Source organism: Pseudomonas sp. NEEL19, assembly GCF_028751975.1.
Lineage (GTDB): Bacteria > Pseudomonadota > Gammaproteobacteria > Pseudomonadales > Pseudomonadaceae > Aquipseudomonas > Aquipseudomonas juntendi.
Genome location: NZ_CP081491.1, coordinates 1,910,459 through 1,930,578, shown reverse-complemented (window position 1 = coordinate 1,930,578; position 20,120 = coordinate 1,910,459). Strand labels below are relative to the sequence as shown.

The window sequence follows — 20,120 nt, the reverse complement described above, 5'->3', positions numbered from 1 at the left end:
ACGCACCCGCATCCGGCCTGTCAGAAGAAGGAAAATTCAGTTGGCCTGGACCTGCAGGCAGTGCTCGATCACCAGCGTCAACTCGGCCTGGAACTGGTCCATGAAGGCCGTGATGGTGCCCTGGCGGAAGCGTCGGTTGCTGTAGATGCAGCGGAACGACAGCTTGCCGTCGAACACCTGGCCCACCACTTCGAGCCAGTTGGCCAGGCTCGCCTGCTGCGAGAAGCTGTCGCCCACGCTCTCCGGCGCGGGCAGGAACAGCGCCTGCTCGGCATCGAAGCTCTGGTCGAGCTGCCCCAGGTAGTTGAAGGTGACCTGCGCCTGCGGCAGCTCGGCCAGGCGCGCGCGCACCCACGGTTCGTCCATGTGGCGCAGCACCCCGTAGCCGATGCCCTTGTCGGGCACCTGGGCCAACTGCTCGCGAACCGCCACGATCGACGCCCCGGGGTCGGCCAGCGGGCTCAGGCGTACCGGATACATGCTGGTGAACCAGCCCAGGGTACGGCTCAGGTCCAGTTGCTCGAAAAGATCCTCGCGGCCATGGCCTTCCAGCAGCACCAGCGCCGACGCACTGTCGTCCCATTGGCACAGGGCCCGGCTCAGCGCAGTCAGCAGCAGGTCGTTGATCTGCGTCTGGTAGGCTGCGGGCGCCTCCTTGAGCAACTGTGCCGTCCGTTGCGCATCCAGGCTGAACGCGGCCTCTTCGCGGTGGCACATGAGGTTGCCGCCACGTGGGTTGTCACAGCGCAGCGGCCCGTCCTGGCGGTCGAGCTGCGCCACCCAGTAGTCGAGCTCACGTTCGCGCAGGGTCACCGCATGGCCGGCCAGGCCAGCGGCCCATTCACCGAAGCTGCTGGTGCGCTGCGGCAACCGCGGCTCCCGGTCGGCGAGCAAGGCCTGGTAGGCCTCCTGCAAGTCCTGCAGCAGCACACGCCAGGACACACCGTCGATCACCAGGTGGTGGATCACCAGCAGCAGGCGTACCTGGCCATTACCCAGGGTCGCCAGCAAGCCGCGCATCAGTGGCCCCTGGGCCAGGTCCAGGCTGCGTTGCAGTTCATTGGCCAGGTCCTCCAGCGCTTCTTCGTCGGCCACCTCGCGCACCCACAGCAGCGGGTCATCGCCAAGGCGCTGCAGGCACTCCTGCAACGGCTGGTAACGCTGGATCCAGCGCCCCTGCTCGTGGCTGAAACGCAGGCGCAGGGCATCGTGCTGGCCGAGCATGCAGGTCAGCGTGCGCTCCAGCGCCTGCGCATCCAGTGGCTGGTTGGCACGCAGGATCAAGGCCTGGTTGAAGTGTTCCGGCGCATGGGTTTGCGCGGTGAAGAACCACTCCTGGATCGGGATCAGCGGGAAGGCGCCCTCCACCACCACGGCCTGCTGCTCGCCGCTGACCCGCGACACGCCCTGCTGGTCGAACAGGTTGGCGATGGTCTGGCAACGCATCAGGTCGCGCAGCTTGAGCTCCAGTTTCAGTTGCGCATGGTTGCGCACCCGCGAAATCACCTGCAGGCTGAGAATCGAATCGCCGCCCAGCTCGAAGAAGTTATCGGTGATCCCCACCTGCTCCACCTGCAGCACCTCGGCCCAGATCTGCGCCATCCATTGTTCCTCCTCGCAGCGCGGGGGCACATGGCTGGCCAGGTCGAAGGTGGGCTCCGGCAGGGCCTTGCGGTCGAGCTTGCCATTGGGCGAGACCGGCAGGCGCTCCAGGCAGATCACCTGCAACGGCACCATGTAGGCCGGCAGCGTTTCGGCCAGGGCGGCCTTGAGCTGATCGCCGCGAACCTCGGCGCTGGCCGCCACGTAGCCGATCAACTGCTTGCCGGAAACACCGTCGCGAGCGATCACCACGGCATCGCCGACACCCGGTTGCTGGCGCAGGCTGGCTTCGATCTCGCCCAGCTCGATGCGGAAGCCCCGCACCTTCACCTGGTGATCCAGACGCCCGACGTAGTCCAGTATTCCGCTTTGACGCAGGCGCACCAGGTCACCGGAACGGTAGAAACGCGCCCCGGGCTCACCGAACGGGTCGGGCACGAACCGCTCGGCAGTGATCGATGGCCGCTGGTGATAGCCGCGAGCCACGCCATGGCCACCGATGAACAGCTGCCCGGCAAAACCGACCGGCAATGGGTTGAGGTCATCGTCCAGCACCCGTAGCGAGCGCTGCCCCACGACTCGGCCGATGGGTGCGTAGGCCGCGCCGCAGGGCTCTTCGGCCGAGGCCTTCCAGAGCATCGGCGTGACCACCGTTTCAGTCGGCCCATAGCCATTGGTGATGTAGCGTGGCCGCAGCACCTCGCGCACCTCGGCCAAGGTCTGCTCCGGCACGGCGTCGCCGCCCAGGCAGTAGATACGCACCGGGGGCGGCTCGACACCGCTGCGCTGCACATATTCGGCCACCTGCTTCAGGTAGGCGGGCGGGAAGCAGGCGATGTCGACCCGGCCCCGGCTCAGCGCCTCGCAAGTCTGCTGGGGCGTCCACAGTTCGTTGTCGCGCAAGATCAGCGTACCGCCCACCGCCAGCGTGGTTAGCCAGCGCTCGTGGGCACCGTCGAAGGCGAACGACATGAAGTGCAGCTCTCGGGTGCCGGCCTGCATCTCGTAGAGTTCGGCGATGGCCTGGCAATGCATGCTCAAAGGTCCGTGGCTGACCGCCACGCCCTTGGGCACACCGGTCGAGCCAGAGGTGTAGATCAAGTAGGCCAGGCTGTGCTCGCCCGGCACCGGGAACACGCTGGCCGGCGTACCGGCTTCGCACGCCAGGGTCGCCGGGTCGAGCGGTTCCAGGCCCACGGGCAGGGGCAGGCGCTGCCCCAGGTCGGCACGACCGATCAGCTGGCGCATGCCGGAGTCCTGGATCATGAAGGCCAGGCGTTCGGCCGGGTAGTCCAGGTCCAGCGGCACATAAGCCGCACCGCTCTTGAACACCGCCAACAGGGCCACCAGCATGTCCACCGAGCGTTCCAGGGCTACGCCCACCAGTACCTCCGGGCCGGCACCACGGGCGAGCAGTTGCCGCGCCAGCACGTCGGAACGGGCCTCCAGCGCCGCGTAGCTGAGGCTCTGGCCGGCACACTCGGCGGCGATGGCCTCGGGCCGCGCAGCCGCCTGGCGAGCGATCAGCTGGGCCAGCATCACCGGCTCGCCGGTCTGCGCCGGCACCGCGCCCCAGGCGTCGAGCGCCTGAGACTGCGCCGGGCTGAGCCGTTGCAGGTTGCCGATGCATTCGGCAGGGCTGTCGATCATCGACTGCAGCAGGGTCTCCATCAGTGCGCGAATGCCCTGTACGGCCTCGGCCGTGAAGTGGCTACGCAGGGACAGGTACTCGATGGCCAGGGTCTCGCCGAGGGTTACCGCCAGGTCCATGGGGAAGTTGGTGACGTCGTGGCTGCTCGAGGCGCCGAAGCGCAGGCCGCCCTGGGCCTGCTCCAGGCGTTGGTCGATGGGGTAGTTCTCGAACACGATGATACTGTCGAACAGGGCCTGGCCACCCTGCCCCGACCAACGCTGGATGTCAGCCAGCGGCGCATGGGCGTGCTCGCGCAGGTCCAGGTTGTCGGCCTGCAGCTGCTGCAGCCACTGATCCAGGCGTTGTGTCGGCTCGAGGGTCTGGATCACCGGCAAGGTGTTGATGAACAGGCCAAGCATGTGCTGCGCGTTGGCCAGGCTCTCGGGGCGACCGGCCACCGTAGCGCCGAAGGCCACGCTGCGCTGGCCGGTGTAACGCTGCAGCAGCAACAGCCAGGCGCCCTGGATCAGGGTGTTGGCGGTAATGCCCTGGGCCCGGCAGTGCTGCTGCAAGGCGGCGGTGCGCTGGGCGTCCCAACGGGTGTACAACGCCTCGTGCCCCGGCAGGTCGGCAGTGTGCCGCGGGTGAATCGACTGGCTCAGTTGGGTCGGCGCGTCGAGCAGGCGCAGACGGCCCTGCCAGTAGTCCTGCAGGCGCCCCTGATCCTGCGCCTGCAACCAGGCGATGAAGTCACGGTAGCGGCCGCTGTCGCCGGTCACTTCACCGCTGGCGTAGTGCTGCAGCACCTCGCCGAACAACTGCGAGCTGCTCCAGCCGTCCATGAGGATATGGTGGCTGGTCCACACCAACTGGTGCTCGGCGTCGCCCGTGCGCACCAGCAACAGGCGTTGCAGCGGCACCTGGCCGAGGTCGAAGCCACGCTGCGCGCGGGCGACCGCCTCAAGGTCGGCGGCGGTAAAGGTTCGTGCCCGCCAGTCGAGCACGGTCATCGCCACGTCGACGTGACGGTGCACCACCTGCAACGGCGCGCTCTGGCCGCCTTCCCAGTGGAAGGACGTACGCAGGATCTCGTGACGGCCGATCACATGCTGCCAGGCGGCGCGGAAGCGCTCTTGCTCGAGCCCCGCGACCGGCAGGCTGAGCTGGTTGACGTACAGGTCGTCGCCTGCGTCGGACAGGCTGTGGAACAGCATGCCCTGCTGCATTGGCGACAGTGGGTAGATGTCTTCGATTTCGGCCACCGCCACCGGCAGTGCGTCGAGTTGCGCCTGGCTCAGGCCCGCCAGCGGGAAGTCCGACGGCGTCAGCCCTTGCGGTGCCTGGCAGTGCTCGACCAGCGCCGCCAGCTCCGCCTCGTAGGCCCGCGCCAGCCGCTCGATGGTCGCGCGGGCGAACATCTGCCCGCTGAAGCTGAACGCCAGGCTCAGCTCGCCGCCATACACCTGGCCATTGAGCACCAGCCAGTTGCCCAGCGGCGCCAGCGGGCTCTGCTCCTCACCTGCGCTTTCGGCGGCCGGCACGAACAGCGCCCGCTCATCGAACTGGCCATCGAGCTGGCCCAGGTAGTTGAAAGTGATGCGCGGCACCGGCAGCTCGGCCAGGCACGTGCGCGCAGCCTCGTCGCCCAGGTAGCGCAAAACACCGAAACCGATGCCTTTGTGCGGCACGCCGCGCAGCTGTTCCTTGACCTGCTTGATCGAGGCGCCAAGCTCGGCGGCCGGGGTCAGCCGCACCGGGTAGGCGCTGGTGAACCAGCCCACCGTACGGCTCAGGTCGATGTCGTCGAACAGGTCTTCGCGGCCATGCCCTTCCAGCTCCACCAGCGCCGAATCGGCGCCGCTCCAGCGGCACACCACCCGGGCCAAGGCAGTCAGCAGCAGGTCGTTGACCTGGGTGCGGTAGGCCGCCGGGGCCTGTTGCAGCAAGCGCCGGGTCAGCTCGGCACCCAGGCGTGCCTGCACGCTCTGGCGGTGACGGTTCTGCACGCTGGCGCCCGGCTCGGCCTCGGGCAGGCCCTGCGGCGCACCGGCCAGTTGCCCTTGCCAGTAGGCCAGCTCGTTGTCCAGGCTTGCGGCATGCTGCTGCAGGCGTTCGCCCCAGGCCTTGAAGGCGCTGGTCTTGGCCGGCAGTTTCGGCGTGCTGCCCGCCAGGGCCTGGCGGTAGGCATCGTGCAGGTCTTCCAGCAGCACGCGCCAGGACACGCCATCGACCACCAGGTGGTGGATCACCAGCAGCAGGCGCTGACCACCGTCGGCCAGCTCGATCAGCACTGCACGCAACAGCGGGCCCTGGGCCAGGTCCAGGCTACGCTGGGCCTCTTCGCAGGTCGCCTCGATTTCCTCGGCGCTGCGCAGTGAGGCACGCCACAGCAACGGCTGGGCCGGTTGCAGCGGACCGTGCTCGGCGCTGCCGTCGGCAAAGCGCAGGCGCAGGGCGTCGTGCTGGGCGTACAGTGCCAGCAGCGCCTGCTCCAATGCGGCGGCATCCACCGTTTCGGTGCCGCGCAACAACAGCGACTGGTTCCAGTGCTGCGGCTCGCTCATGCGCTGGGCGAAGAACCACTGCTGGAACGGCAGCAACGGCATACTCCCGACCTGCGGCCCCTGCTCGGCCTTCACCGCGCCCTCGCCTTCGCGCAGCACCGCTGCCAGGCCGCGCACGGTCTGGTGCTGGAACAGCTCCTTGGGCGTGAAGTGCAGGCCCTGCTGGCGCGCACGTCCGACGACCTGAATCGAGACAATGGAATCGCCTCCAAGCTCGAAGAAGTTGTCGTTCACCCCGACCCGTTCAAGGCGCAACACATCAGCCCAGACTGCGGCCAGGCGGTGCTCACGCGCATTGGCCGGGGCCTCGTAGACCTTTTGCACAAGGGAAGCATCCACGGCAGGCAAGGCCTTGCGGTCGAGCTTGCCGTTGGGCGACAGCGGCAGGCCGTCCAGTGCCAGCCACTGGTTCGGCACCATGTAGTCCGGCAGGCCGCGGCGCAGGTGCTCGGCCAGTTGTGCCTGCCAATCGGCGGCCTCGCCGGCCAGCACCACATAACCGACCAGCTGCTTGCCGTCCGGCACCGTCACCACGGCTTCACGCACCAGGTCGTGCTCCAGCAGACGCGCCTCGATCTCACCCAGCTCGATGCGCAGGCCACGCAGCTTGACCTGGTGGTCGATACGCCCGGCGTACTCGATCACCCCGTCCGCGCGGTAGCGCGCCAGGTCACCGGTGCGGTACATGCGCTCGCCATTGCCGTATGGGCTCACGGCGAAACGCTCGGCGGTCAGCCCTGGGCGGCGGTGGTAACCGCGCGCCAGGCCTGCGCCGGCCAGGTACAGCTCGCCCAGCACGCCCACCGGCACCGGTTGCAGCTCGGCATCGAGGATGTAGCAGGCCAGGTTGGCGATCGGCTCGCCGATCGGCACGCTGTCCCGCCCTTCCTCACGGCAGGTCCAGTGGGTCACGTCGATGGCCGCCTCGGTCGGGCCGTACAGGTTGTACAGGCCCGCCTTCGGCAGCTTGGCGAACACCTGCTGCTGGGCATCGACCGGCAGCGCTTCGCCACTGCAGACGATGCGCGCAAGGCTCGTGCAGCGCGGCACGCCGCTGTCTTGCAGGAACGCCTGCAGCATCGACGGCACGAAGTGCAGCGTGGTGATGTTTTCGCTGGTGATCAGCTCGACCAGGCGGGCCGGGTCGCGATGATCACCCGGCGCGGCAACCACCAGCCGCGCACCGGTCATCAAGGGCCAGAAGAACTCCCATACCGACACGTCGAAGCTGAACGGCGTTTTCTGCAACACGCTGTCGCGGGCATCCAGCCGGTAGGCCTGTTGCATCCAGCACAGTCGGTTGACCAGGGCCGAATGGCGGTTGCCCGCGCCTTTCGGCCGGCCTGTGGAGCCGGAGGTGTAGATCACATACGCCAGGTTTTCAGGGGCCACCGCCACGTTCGGGTTGCGCACGTCATCGGCGCCCGGCTCCAGGTCCAGCGCCAGGGTCTGCACGCCTTCGGCCAGCGGCAGTTGCAGGTGGCTCTGGGTCAGCAGCAGCTGCACGCCGCTGTCCTCGAGCATGTAGCGCAGGCGGTCTTCGGGGTATTCCGGGTCCAGCGGCACGTAGGCGCCACCGGCCTTGAGGATGGCCAGCAGGCCGACCACCATCTCCACCGAACGCTCCACCGCGATGCCCACCAGCCCATCCGCGCCGACACCCAGGGCGATCAGGCGATGGGCCAGGCGGTTGGCGCGGGCGTTGAGCTGGGCGTAGCTCAGGCGCACCTCGCCGAAGGCCAGCGCCGGGGCATCCGGGGTGCGCTGCACCTGGGCTTCGATCAGTTGCTGGATGCTCTGCTGCAGCGGGTACTGTTCAGCGGTGGCGTTCCACGTGACCAGGGTGCGCTCGCGCTCGGCGGCCGCCAGCAATGGCAGTTCGGCCACCGGTTGGTGCGGTTGCTCGACGATGCCTTGCAACAGGTTGATGAAGTGGGTGGACAGCCGCTCGATGGTCGAGCGCTCGAACAGGTCGGTGGCATAGATGAACGACGCCTCCAATCCCTCTGGCGATTCGCGGGTCTCCAGGGTCAGGTCCAGTTGGGCCACTTCGGTGACACTGTCCACGCCTTCGATCTGCAGGTCGCCCAGGCGCGCGCTGGTCGCCCCGCCACGGCCGGCCGCTTGGTGGTTGAACATCACCTGAAACAGCGGGTTGAGCCCCAGGGTGCGCTCCGGCGCCAGGGCCTCGACCAGTTGCTCGAACGGCAGCTCCTGATAGGCCTGGGCATCCAACGCGTGCTGGCGCACCTGGCGTAACAATTCGACGAAGGGCTGCTCGCCGGCGACCTGGGCACGAATCACCTGAGTGTTGACGAAGTAACCGATCAGCCCTTCGGTCTCGACCCGGTTGCGGTTGGCGCTGGGCACCCCGATGCGGATATCGTGCTGGCCGCTGTAGCGGTGCAACAACGCATGCAATGCCGCCAGCAGCAGCATGAACAAGGTGCCACCCTCGGCCCGGGCCAAGGCGTGCAGGGCATGACTCAAGGCCGCCGGCAGTTGCAGGTTGCAGCGCGCGCCACGGTAGCTGGGCTGCGCCGGCCGCGCGTGATCCAGCGGCAGTTCCAGCACCGGTTGCTGCGCGCCCAGGCGCTCGGTCCAGTAGGCCAGCTGGCGATCACGCTCGCCCGCCTCCATCCAGTGGCGCTGCCACAGGGCATAGTCGGCGTACTGGATCGGCAGCGGCGCCAGCGTCGGCGCCTGGCCGAGGCTCAAGCCGGCATACAGGGCGATCAGCTCGCCGACCATCACCTGCATCGACACGCCATCGGAAACGATATGGTGCTGAGTCAGTACCAGCACATGGTCGTCGGGCGCCAGCTCCAGCAGGCGGACCCGCAGCAGCGGCCCCGCCTCGAGGTCGAACGGGTGGCGGGTTTCCTCGGCCACCCGGGCCTCCAGTTGTGCCAAGTCCAGCGGCCCGACCACCTCATGGGCGATAGCCAACCCGGCCCCGGGGTCGATCACCTGCAATGGGCGCGTCTGGTCGAAGACGAAGCGGGTGCGCAGCGTCTGATGCCGTTCCACCAACCGCTCGAAGGCACCTTGCAGCGCTTGGCGATCCAGCCGGCCGCGCAGCCGCAGGGCCATGGGGATGTGATAGGCACTGCTGTGCGGCTCCAGCTGCCAGAGGAACCACTGGCGCTCCTGGGCGAAGGACAGCGGCAGTTGCTCGAAGGCCGACTGCACCTCGGGGATCGGCAGGTTGGCCGGGGACACGCCCTCGGCCAGCATCTTCTCCAGGTACAGCGCACGCTTGTCCAGGGGCAAGGTGATGAAGCGGCGAGCGATCCGCGCGGCAACGGTACTGTCCATCACAGCCCCTCCATGTCGTCGAGCAGGCCTTCCAGACGGCTCAGGGTCGCATCCTGCACCTGTGCGCCGGTGGCTTGCAGTTGCGCCACCAGTGCACCGAGCACCGGGTATTGGAACAGCAGCTGCGGGACCAGTTTCAGCCCCAGTTCGAGTTGAATACGCGACACGATATTGATCACCAGCAGGGAATGCCCGCCCAGTTCGAAGAAGTTGTCCGCCAGGCCGACCCGCTCAAGCCCGAGCACCTGCGCCCAGATCGCCGCGACCTGTTGTTCCAGTTCACTCTGCGGCGCCACGTAGGCACGCTGCGATTGCGCAGCATCCACGGCAGGCAAGGCCTTGCGGTCGAGCTTGCCATTGGGCGACAGCGGCAGGCTGTCCAGTGCCAGCCACTGGTTCGGCACCATGTAGTCCGGCAGGCCACGGCGCAGGTGCTCGGCCAGTTGTGCCTGCCAATCGGCGGCCTCGCCGGCCAGCACCACATAACCGACCAACTGCTTGCCGTCCGGCACCGTCACCACGGCTTCACGCACCAGGTCGTGCTCCAGCAGACGCGCCTCGATCTCACCCAGTTCGATGCGCAGGCCACGCAGCTTGACCTGGTGGTCGATACGCCCGGCGTACTCGATCACCCCATCCGCGCGGTAGCGCGCCAGGTCACCGGTGCGGTACATGCGCTCGCCATTGCCGTATGGGCTCACGGCGAAACGCTCGGCAGTCAGCCCCGGGCGGCGGTGGTAACCGCGCGCCAGGCCTGCGCCGGCCAGGTACAGCTCGCCCAGCACCCCCACCGGCACCGGTTGCAGCTCGGCATCGAGGATGTAGCAGGCCAGGTTGGCGATCGGCTCGCCGATCGGCACGCTGTCCCGCCCTTCCTCGCGGCAGGTCCAGTGGGTCACGTCGATGGCCGCCTCGGTCGGGCCATACAGGTTGTACAGGCCCGCCTTCGGCAGCTTGGCGAACACCTGCTGCTGGGCATCGGCCGGCAGTGCTTCGCCACTGCAGACGATGCGCGCAAGGCTCGTGCAGCGCGGCACGCCGCTGTCTTGCAGGAACGCCTGGAGCATCGACGGCACGAAGTGCAGCGTGGTGATGTTTTCGCTGGTGATTAGCTCGACCAGGCGGGCCGGGTCGCGGTGATCACCTGGCGCGGCAACCACCAGCCGCGCACCGGTCATCAAGGGCCAGAAGAACTCCCATACCGACACGTCGAAGCTGAACGGCGTTTTCTGCAACACGCTGTCGCGGGCATCCAGCCGGTAGGCCTGTTGCATCCAGCACAGTCGGTTGACCAGGGCCGAATGGCGGTTGCCCGCGCCTTTCGGCCGGCCTGTGGAGCCGGAGGTGTAGATCACATACGCCAGGTTTTCAGGGGCCACCGCCACGTTCGGGTTGCGCACGTCATCGGCGCCCGGCTCCAGGTCCAGCGCCAGGGTCTGCACGCCTTCGGCCAGCGGCAGTTGCAGGTGGCTCTGGGTCAGCAGCAACTGCACGCCGCTGTCCTCGAGCATGTAGCGCAGGCGGTCTTCGGGGTAGTCCGGGTCCAGCGGCACATAGGCGCCACCGGCCTTGAGGATGGCCAGCAAACCGACCACCATCTCCACCGAACGCTCCACCGCGATGCCCACCAGCACATCCGCGCCGACACCCAGGGCGATCAGGCGATGGGCCAGGCGGTTGGCGCGGGCGTTGAGCTGGGCGTAGCTCAGGCGCACCTCGCCGAAGGCCAGCGCCGGGGCATCCGGGGTGCGCTGCACCTGGGCTTCGATCAGTTGCTGGATGCTCTGCTGCAGCGGGTACTGTTCAGCGGTGGCGTTCCACGTGAGCAGGGTGCGCTCGCGCTCGGCGGCCGCCAGCAACGGCAGTTCGGCCACCGGTTGGTGCGGTTGCTCGACGATGCCTTGCAACAGGTTGATGAAGTGGGTGGACAGCCGCTCGATGGTCGAGCGCTCGAACAGGTCGGTGGCATACACCAACGAGGCCAGCATGCCCTCTTCGCTGTCGAACACATCCAAGGTCAGGTCGAACTGAGCGACACCGGTATCCCATTGCAGCCCTTCGACGCTCAAGGCATGCGCTTGTTGCGCGCCCTGGCCACGGCGTGCGCCGCTCTGGTAGTTGAACAGTGCCTGGAACAGCGGGCTGTGGCTGAGGTTGCGCTCCGGCGCCAGGGCCTCGACCAGTTGCTCGAACGGCAGGTCCTGGTAGGCCTGGGCCTCCAGCGCCGCCTGGCGCACCTGGCCCAGCAGCGCGGCAAAGGTCGCCTGCGGCGCGAACTCGGCCTTGAGCACCTGGGTGTTGACGAAGAAGCCGATCATGCCTTCGGTGCGGGCATGGTTGCGGTTGGCGATCGGCACACCGACACGGATGTCGGACTGGCCGCTGTAGCGGTGCAGCAACGTCTGGTAAGCCGCCAGCAACAGCATGAACAGCGTCACCCCCTGTTGCCTGGCCAGTGCACGCAACGCCTGCTGCAGCTCACCGGGCAGGGCCAGCGTCAAACTGGCACCGGCTTGGCTGCGCATCGCCGGGCGCGGGTGATCCAGCGGCAGTTCGAGCACAGGCTGGGTGCCACCCAGGCGTTCGACCCAATAGGTCAGCTGCCGCTCACGCTCACCAGCGTCCATCCACTGGCGCTGCCAGGCGGCATAGTCAGCGTACTGGATCGGCAGCGGCGCAAGGCGCGGTGCCTGCCCCTGGTCAAAGGCGTCGTACAGGGCCACCAGTTCGTCGACCATGACCTGCATCGACACACCATCGCTGACGATGTGATGCATCACCAGCACCAGCACATGTTCATCGCGGCCCTGGCGCAACAGGCAGGCGCGCAGCAGCGGGCCCTGCGCGAGGTCGAACGGCCGTGCGACCTCCTGTTCCACCCGCGGCAGCAGCGCGGCATCGCTGGCATCGGCCAGCACCTCTAGCGGCAGCTCGAAGGCATACGGCGCCTGTATCACCTGCTCGGTACGCCCCTGTGCATGCACGAACACCGTGCGCAGGCTCTCGTGCCGCGCCACCAGGTGTTCGAACGCCCGGCGCAGGGCTTCGACACGCAATGCCCCGCGCAGGCGCAGGGCCACCGGAATATGGTAGGCGGCGCTGTCCGGGGCCAGCTGCCAGAGGAACCACTGACGCTCCTGGGCATAGGACAAGGCCAGCGCCCGCGAGCGATCGGCCAGGCCGATGGCGGGAACCGCTGCGTTGGCAGACTCAGACAGCTGGGCGCAGAACGCTTGCAGGGTGCCATGCTCGAACAAGGTGCGCAGCGCCACCTCGACCTGCAAAGCGTGACGCACCCGGGCGACGACCTGGGTGGCCAGCAACGAATGACCACCCAGCTCGAAGAAGTGATCGTGCAAGCCCACCTGCGGCAGCTTGAGCACATCGGCCCAGATCGCCGCCACCGTCTGCTCCAGCGCGGTACGCGGTGGCTGGTGATCCTGTCGGGACTGACCGGCCTCAGGTTGGGGCAGCGCCTTGCGGTCAAGCTTGCCGTTGGGGGTCAGCGGCATGCTGGCAAGCGCCAGGACATGCGCCGGAACCATATAGTCCGGCAGCACGTCGCGCAGGCTCGCCCTGAGCGCGTCGCACCACGCGGCATCAGCCTGACCTGGCTGCGACGCCACCACATAACCGACCAACTGCTGGCCGCTCGGGCCTGGCCGGGCGACCACGGCGGCATCGCGCACACCCGCCTGGGCCAGCAGGCGGGCCTCGACTTCGCCCAGTTCAACGCGGAAACCGCGAATTTTCACCTGGTTGTCCACGCGCCCCTGGTAGTCGAACACGCCATCGCGGCGCTCGCGTACCAGGTCGCCACTGCGGTACAGGCGCGCGCCCGGCTCGCCATGCGGGTCGGGCACGAAGCGCTCGGCGGTCATGCCCGGCCGGTCCAGGTAGCCACGGGCCAGCCCATGGCCACCAAGGTACAGCTCACCCTGCAGGCCGGCTGGCAGCAGGCTCAGGTCGGCGGCCAGCACGTAGGTGCGACGGTCGCCGATACGCGTGCCGATCGGTGCGTAGGCAGCGCCGCAGTCGGTCGCGCGGTCGGCTTTCCAGATCAGCGGGGTCACCACCGTCTCGGTCGGGCCGTAGCCATTGATGATGTGCTCCGGCGCCAGGGCGGCATGCACGCGCTGATAGCTGTCACGCGGCACCGCGTCGCCGCCGAAGCAGTAAATGCGCGCCTTCGGCGCCTGGCCATGCAGCTCGACGTGCTCGGCTATCTGCAACAGGTACGCTGGCGGGAACGCCGCCACGGTCACGCCGTGCTCACGCATGCGCGCGCAGGTCTGGCCTGGCTCCCAGAGGCTGTCATCCCGCAACAGCAGGCGGCTGCCATGGGTCAACGCGGTGAGCCAGCGCTCATGAGCGCCGTCGAAGGCAAACGACATGAAGTGCAGCTCGCAATCGTCCTCGACCATGGCATAGCGCCGGCCGATGGCTTCGCAGTGCATCGCCAGCGGGCCGTGCTCGACGCACACACCCTTGGGCTTGCCGGTGGAACCGGAGGTGTAGATCACATAGGCCAGGCTCTGCGGCTGCACGACTGTTCGCGGCGCATGGGTCGGCTGTGCGGCCAGGTCGAGCTGGTCGAGATAGAGGGCAGCCAACGCCGCCGGCAGCGGCAGTTGCCCGCGCAACGTCGAGTCGCTGAGCAACAGGGCGATACCAGAGTCCTGCATCAGGTAGGCCAGGCGCTCGGCCGGATAGCTGGCGTCCAGCGGCACATAGGCGCCACCGGCCTTGAGCACGGCGAGCAAGGCCACGATCACCTGCGGCCCACGGGGCAAGGCCACGCCGACACGGATCTCGGCGCCTACGCCTTCGGCGACCAGGCGATGGGCCAGTTGGTTGGCCTGACGCTCCAGGCTGGCGAAGTCCAGCACCTGGTCACCGAACAGTACCGCTGGAGCCTGAGGCCGGCGCGCGGCCTGGGCCGCGATGCGTTGGTGCACCAGCAAGCCGTCCTGCCATGGCTGCGGCGCGTTGGCCACGGCCAAAGCCTGCCGGGCCTGGCTATCGAGCAGGCTCAGGTTGCCCAACGCCGCAGCGGGCGCCTGGCTGAACTGCTCCATCAGGCCGACCAGTTGCTGGTCCAGGCGGACAATGGCCGCCTCATCGAAATGGGCACGCATGAAGCTGTAGTGCAGCTCCAGGGTACCGCCCAGGTTCACGCCCAGGGTCAGCGGGTAGTTGGTCTGCTCGCGACTGTCGACGCTGCCGAAGCGCAACTCCTGTGGCGCGCCACGCTCCAGGGCCTCGGCCACCGGGTAGTTCTCGAACACCAGCAGGCTGTCGAACAGCGCGTCACCGCCCTGCCCGGCCCAGCGCTGGATATCGAACAAGGGCGTGTGCTCATGCTCACGCAAGCCAAGGTTGAGCGCCTGCACTGCCTGCAGCCAGTCGGCCACGGACTGGGCCGGCTGTGGGGTGGCGATCACCGGCAGGGTATTGATGAACAGACCGATCTGCTGCTCGATACCCGGCAGCTCCAGCGGCCGGCCCGCCACAGTGGCGCCGAAGGCCACCGTGGCCTGCCCGCTGTAGCGCTGCAACAGCAGTAGCCAGGCTGCTTGCAGCAGGGTGTTGACAGTGACCTTCTGCTGGCGGGCGAAGGCTTCCAGGCGCTGCGTGCGCTCGGCGTCGACCAGCCGCACATGGCTGGCGTACCCGCTGCCAGGCTCGGCTTGCAGGCCCTGGGCCAAACGTGTGGGCGCCTCCAGCTCGGCCAGGCGCTCGCGCCAGAACGCTTCGCTGAGCGCCGGATCCTGGCGCTGCAACCAGTCGATGTAGTCGCGGTAACGCCCGGCCTGGGCCGGCGCCTGGCCGGCATAACGCTGCAGCACTTCCCCCATCAACTGGGAGTTGCTCCAGCCGTCCATGAGAATGTGATGGTTGGTGTAGATCAGCTCGAAGCATTGCTCGCCGGTGCGCACCACGGTCATACGCAGCAACGGCGCCTCACGCAGGTCGAAACCACGTGCGCGCTCGGCCTCGGCCAGGGCGTCCAGGCGTGCGCCAGGCTCGGCCTCGGCATGCCAGTCGAGGTAGTCGAACGGCACCTGGACCTGGCGCTGGACGATCTGCAGCGGCTGGCCGATGTCACCTTCCCAGGCGAAGCGACTGCGCAGGATCGGCTGGGCATCGGCCGACGCCTGCCAGGCTGCACGGAAACGCTCGACCTGCAAGCCTTCCACGGTCACCCGCATCTGGTTGATATAGTCGCCGTTGCCCTGGCCATACAGGCTATGGAACAGCATGCCCTGTTGCATCGGCGACAACGGATAGACATCCTCGACCGCGCGCGGATCGTCCAGCAACTGGTCGAGGTGCGCCTGATCCAGGCGTGCCAGCGGGAAGTCCGAGGGCGTGACACCGGCATGGTGCGGGTCGCAGCAATGGGCAATGAGCGCCTTCAGCTCGGCAGCGTAGTCATCGGCCAAGGCCTGGACCGTGGCCGCAGAGAACATCTCGTGGCTGTAGGTCCAGGCGATGGTCAGTTCACCACCGTAGACCTGCCCATTGAGCATCAGCCAGTTGCCCAGCGGCGCCGCCGGGCTCTGCTCCTCGCCGCGCGGCTCGCCGACCGGGACGAACAGTGCACCCTGCTCGGCGTCGAAACTGCCATCGAACTGCCCCAGATAGTTGAAGGTGATACGCGGCACCGGCAACGCGGCAAGACCGGCCTGCACCGCCGCATCGCCCAGGTGGCGGAGCATGCCGTAGCCGATGCCCTTGGCGGGGACGGCGCGCAGTTGCTCCTTGACCGCCTTGATCGAGCCCGCCAGGTCCTGCGCAGGCGTGAGGGCCAGCGGGAACAAGGTAGTGAACCAGCCGACGGTGCGAGTCAGGTCGATGTCGTCGAACAGGTCTTCGCGGCCATGCCCTTCAAGTTGGATCAGCGCGGTGTGCTGCGCGCTCCAGCGGCACACCACCCGGGCCAGCGCGGTCAGCAGCAGGTCGTTGACCTGGGTGCGGTAAGCCGCCGGGGCCTGCTGCAGCAACTGCCGGGTGAGCTCGCTGTCCAGCCGCGTATGCAGGCTGCGGGCATGGCGGTTCTGCTGGCCGCCGGCCGGATTGGCGCACGGCAGGTCCTGCGGAGCATCGGCCAGCTGGCCTTGCCACCAGGCCAGCTCGCGCGCCATGGCGTCACTATGGGCGTGCTCCCCCAACCGCTCGGCCCAGGCCTTGTAGGCACTGGTTTTTGCCGGCAGCCGCACAGGCTGCTGCGCATCCAGTTGCGCGCAGGCCTGTTGCAGGTCCTCGAACAGCACGCGCCAGGACACGCCGTCGATGACCAGGTGGTGGATCACCAGCAGCAAGCGTTGGCTGCCGTCACCCATGCCGACCAGCACAGCACGCAGCAGCGGCCCTTCCAGGCTCAGGCTGCGTTGCGCCGCTTCACACAGTGCCAGCAGCGCGTCCTGGTCGGCGGCCTGCCGCTGCCAGAGCAGGTCCTTGGCCTGGCCAGGCTGACCGTGACTGGCCTGCCACTGCCCCTGCTCGCGGGTAAAGCGCAGGCGCAACGCATCGTGCTGCACCAGCAGAGCCTGCAAGGCCGCCTCGACGGTGGCCGCCTGCAAGACCCGAGTGGGACGCAGCAGCACTGACTGGTTCCAGTGGTGCGCCTGGTCGGTCACTTCGCCGAAGAACCACTGCTGTACCGGCAGCAGCGGCATGCCGCCCTGCACCGCGCCCTGGTCGATACGCGGCGCCGCGCCGCCCTCGCGCGCCACACGGGCCAGGCCCTGCACGGTCTGGTGCTGGAACAGCTGCTTGGGGGTGAAATGAATACCGGCCTGACGGGCACGGCTGACCACCTGGATGGAAATGATCGAGTCGCCACCCAACTCGAAGAAGTTGTCGCTCAAGCCGACCCGCTCCAGACGCAGCACCTCGGCCCAGACAGCAGCAATGCGCTGTTCCATTTCGCTTTGCGGGGCTACATAGGCCTGTTGCAGCAGGCTGGCATCCGCCGCCGGCAAGGCGCGGCGGTCGAGCTTGCCGTTGGCGGTCAACGGCATGCGCTCGAGCAACAGCAGGTGCGCCGGCACCATGTACTCCGGCAGGTCCTCGCGCAGCGCGGCCTTGACCGCCTCGCGCCAGACCGCCTGGTCGGCCACCGCTTGCCCGGCCACCAGGTAGCCGACCAGCTGGGTGCCGCTCGGCCCCTCCTGGGCCAGCACCACGGCCTCACGCACCTGGGGCAGCGCCTGCAGCCGCGCCTGGATCTCGCCCAGCTCGATGCGGAAGCCACGGATCTTCACCTGATGGTCCATCCGCCCGACGTACTCGATCACCCCATCGGCGCGCCAGCGGGCCAGGTCGCCACTGCGGTACAGCCGCGCCCCGCTGTCGCCGAACGGGTCGGGAATGAAGCGCGTGGCGCTGAGCCCGGCGCGCTTGAGGTAGCCACGCGCCAGGCCCTGGCGGCCGACGTACAGCTCGCCGACACAGCCGGCAGCCACCGGGTTGAGGTCGCTGTCGAGCACGTACAGGCTCTGGTCCGGGATCGGCACGCCAATCGGGCTCGACGCGCCCTGCGCCAGGTCAGCCAGCGACAATGGACGGTAGGTCACGTGCACCGTGGTTTCGGTGATGCCGTACATGTTGACCAGTTGCGGCGCACGATCGCCGAAGCGCTCGAACCACGGGCGCAGGCTGCCGACCTCCAGCGCCTCGCCGCCAAATACCACGTAGCGCAGCTGCTGGTCGCTGCGCTGGCCTTCGGCACAGGCCACCTGCATCAGCTGGCGGAACGCCGACGGCGTCTGGTTGAGCACGGTCACCCGCTGCTCGCACAGCAGTTGGTAGAAGGCCTCCGGCGAACGGCTGACATCCTGCGGCACGATCACCAGGCGGCCACCATGCAGCAAGGCGCCGAACAGCTCCCATACCGAGAAGTCGAAGGCGTAGGAGTGGAACAGCGTCCAGCAGTCCTGCGGGCCGAAGCCGAACCAGCCGTTTGTGGCCTCGAACAGGCGCAGCACGTTGCGGTGCGGCAGCAAGGTGCCCTTCGGCTTGCCGGTGGAGCCGGAGGTGTAGATGACATAGGCCAGGTTATCCAGGCCCACCGCGACGTTCGGGTTGACCTCGGCCAAGCCTGCGTAGTCGGTGTAGTCGGCGGCCAGGTCCAGCACTTGCACGTTCGGCGCCAGGCTCAGCCCGAGGTCGCCCTGGCCGAGCAGCAACTGCAGGCCGCTGTCCTCGATCATGTAGTGCAGGCGCTCCAGCGGGTAGGCCGGGTCCAGCGGCACGTAGGCGCCACCGGCCTTGAGGATGGCCAGCAGGCCGACCACCATCTCCAGCGAGCGCGGTGCGGCCAGGCCCACCAGCACGTCCGGGCCGACGCCTCGGGCAATCAGCGCATGGGCGACCTGGTTGGCCCGGCGGTTCAGCTCGGCATAGCTCAACTGTTCGCCTTCGCAGACCAGCGCCGGCGCTTGCGGCGCGCGGGCCGCCTGGGCTTCGATCAGGCGATGCAGCGGCTGGCTCGGCGTGAAGGTGGCCGGGGCGGTATTCCAGGCAGCCAGCGTGGCGGCACGTTCCGCCGCGCTCAGCATCGGCAACTCGCTGACGCGCGTGCCGGGGGCGCTGACGATACCTTCGAGCAACGCCTGCCAGTGGCCCGCCAGGCGCTCGATGGTGGTGCAGTCAAACAGGTCGGTCGCGTAGGTCAGCGACGCCCACAACTGCCCCTGCTCTTCATGGGTATCGAGCATCAGGTCGAATTGCGCGGTCTGGCTCTCCCAGTTCAGCGATTCCACTCGCAGCCCCGGCAGCTCATGGGCCTGCCGGCCCTCGCCACGGTGCGCCTGGTGATTGAACAGCACCTGGAACAACGGACTGTGACTGAGGTTGCGCTCCGGCGCCAAGGCTTCGACCAGTTGCTCGAACGGCAGGTCCTGATGCTCCTGGGCCCCCAGCGCCGCCTCCTTGGTCTGTTGCAGCAATGTGGTGAACGGCGCCTGACCATCGACTTCGGCGCTGAGTACCTGGGTATTGACGAAGAAGCCGATCAGGCGCTCGGTCTCGGCGCGGTTGCGGTTGCCGATCGGCACGCCGACACGGATATCGCGCTGTCGGCTGTAGCGGTGCAACAGCACCTGGAACGACGCCAGCAGGACCATGTACAGGGTCGCCCCTTGCTGCCGCGCCACCTCTTGCAAACCCTTGCCCAGCTCGGCCGACAGTTCGATATCCAGGCGTGCACCACGCCAGCTCTGCAGCGCTGGCCGCGGACGATCCAGCGGCAGCTCCAGCACCGGCTGCTCGCCGCCCAGGCGGGTGGTCCAGTAGGCCAATTGGCGCTCGCGCTCGCCAGCCTCCATCCATTGGCGCTGCCACAATGCATAGTCGGCGTACTGGATCGGCAGCGCCGGCAGCTCGGGCTGCTGGCCACGACTGAACGCGGCATAGCAGTCGATCAGCTCCTCGACCATCAACTGCATCGAGGCGCCGTCGGAAATGATGTGGTGCTGGGTCAATACCAGCACATGGTCTTCTTCGCTCACCTGCAGCAAACGTGCGCGCAGCAACGGCCCTTCGCCCAGGTCGAAGAGCTCGGCGATCTCCGCCGCCACTGCCTGTTCCAGTTGCCCGGCATCGGGCAGTACCTGCACCGGCAGCGGCAGCGCGAACGGCGCACGAACCTGCTGCAGCAACTGCCCGTCGACCTCGACGAACACGCTGCGCAGTACTTCGTGACGCTCGATCAGCGTCGCGAAGCTGCGCTGCAGCGCGGCCATGTCCAGGGTGCCGCGCAAGCGCAGCGCCGTGGGGATGTGATACGCCGCGCTGTGCGGCTCCAGGTTCCATAGGAACCACTGACGTTCCTGGGCATAGGACAGCCGAAGGGGCTCGTTGGCATCACGCCGGAAAATAGGCGCGATGCCATAAAGATTGACCCCCTTCTGACTCAGCAGAATCGCCAAGGCTTTGCGCTTCTCGGAAGAAAGCGCGCTTACCGATTCGATTAGTTGCTGCATGCCGTGTCCTCA

The 20,120-nt window shown here is 67.8% G+C and carries 2 protein-coding genes; both read right to left on the bottom strand.

Annotated features, from left to right (window positions below; translation table 11 throughout):
* Positions 1–36: 36 nt before the first annotated feature.
* Positions 37–9,120, bottom strand: coding sequence for an amino acid adenylation domain-containing protein (locus tag K4A76_RS08625; RefSeq protein WP_443218415.1), 9,084 nt, complete (start codon positions 9,118–9,120; stop codon positions 37–39).
* Positions 9,117–20,108 (bottom strand): non-ribosomal peptide synthetase, encoded by a 10,992-nt coding sequence (locus K4A76_RS08620; RefSeq protein ID WP_274411946.1) that lies wholly within the window; start codon positions 20,106–20,108, stop codon positions 9,117–9,119. Before K4A76_RS08620 ends, K4A76_RS08625 begins: the two co-directional genes overlap by 4 nt.
* Positions 20,109–20,120: the final 12 nt, after the last annotated feature.

What these genes read in the sequence shown, in the direction of transcription:
- K4A76_RS08620 (WP_274411946.1), bottom strand. Translation starts at nt 20,108, where the DNA reads ATGCAGCAACTAATCGAATCGGTAAGCGCGCTTTCTTCCGAGAAGCGC.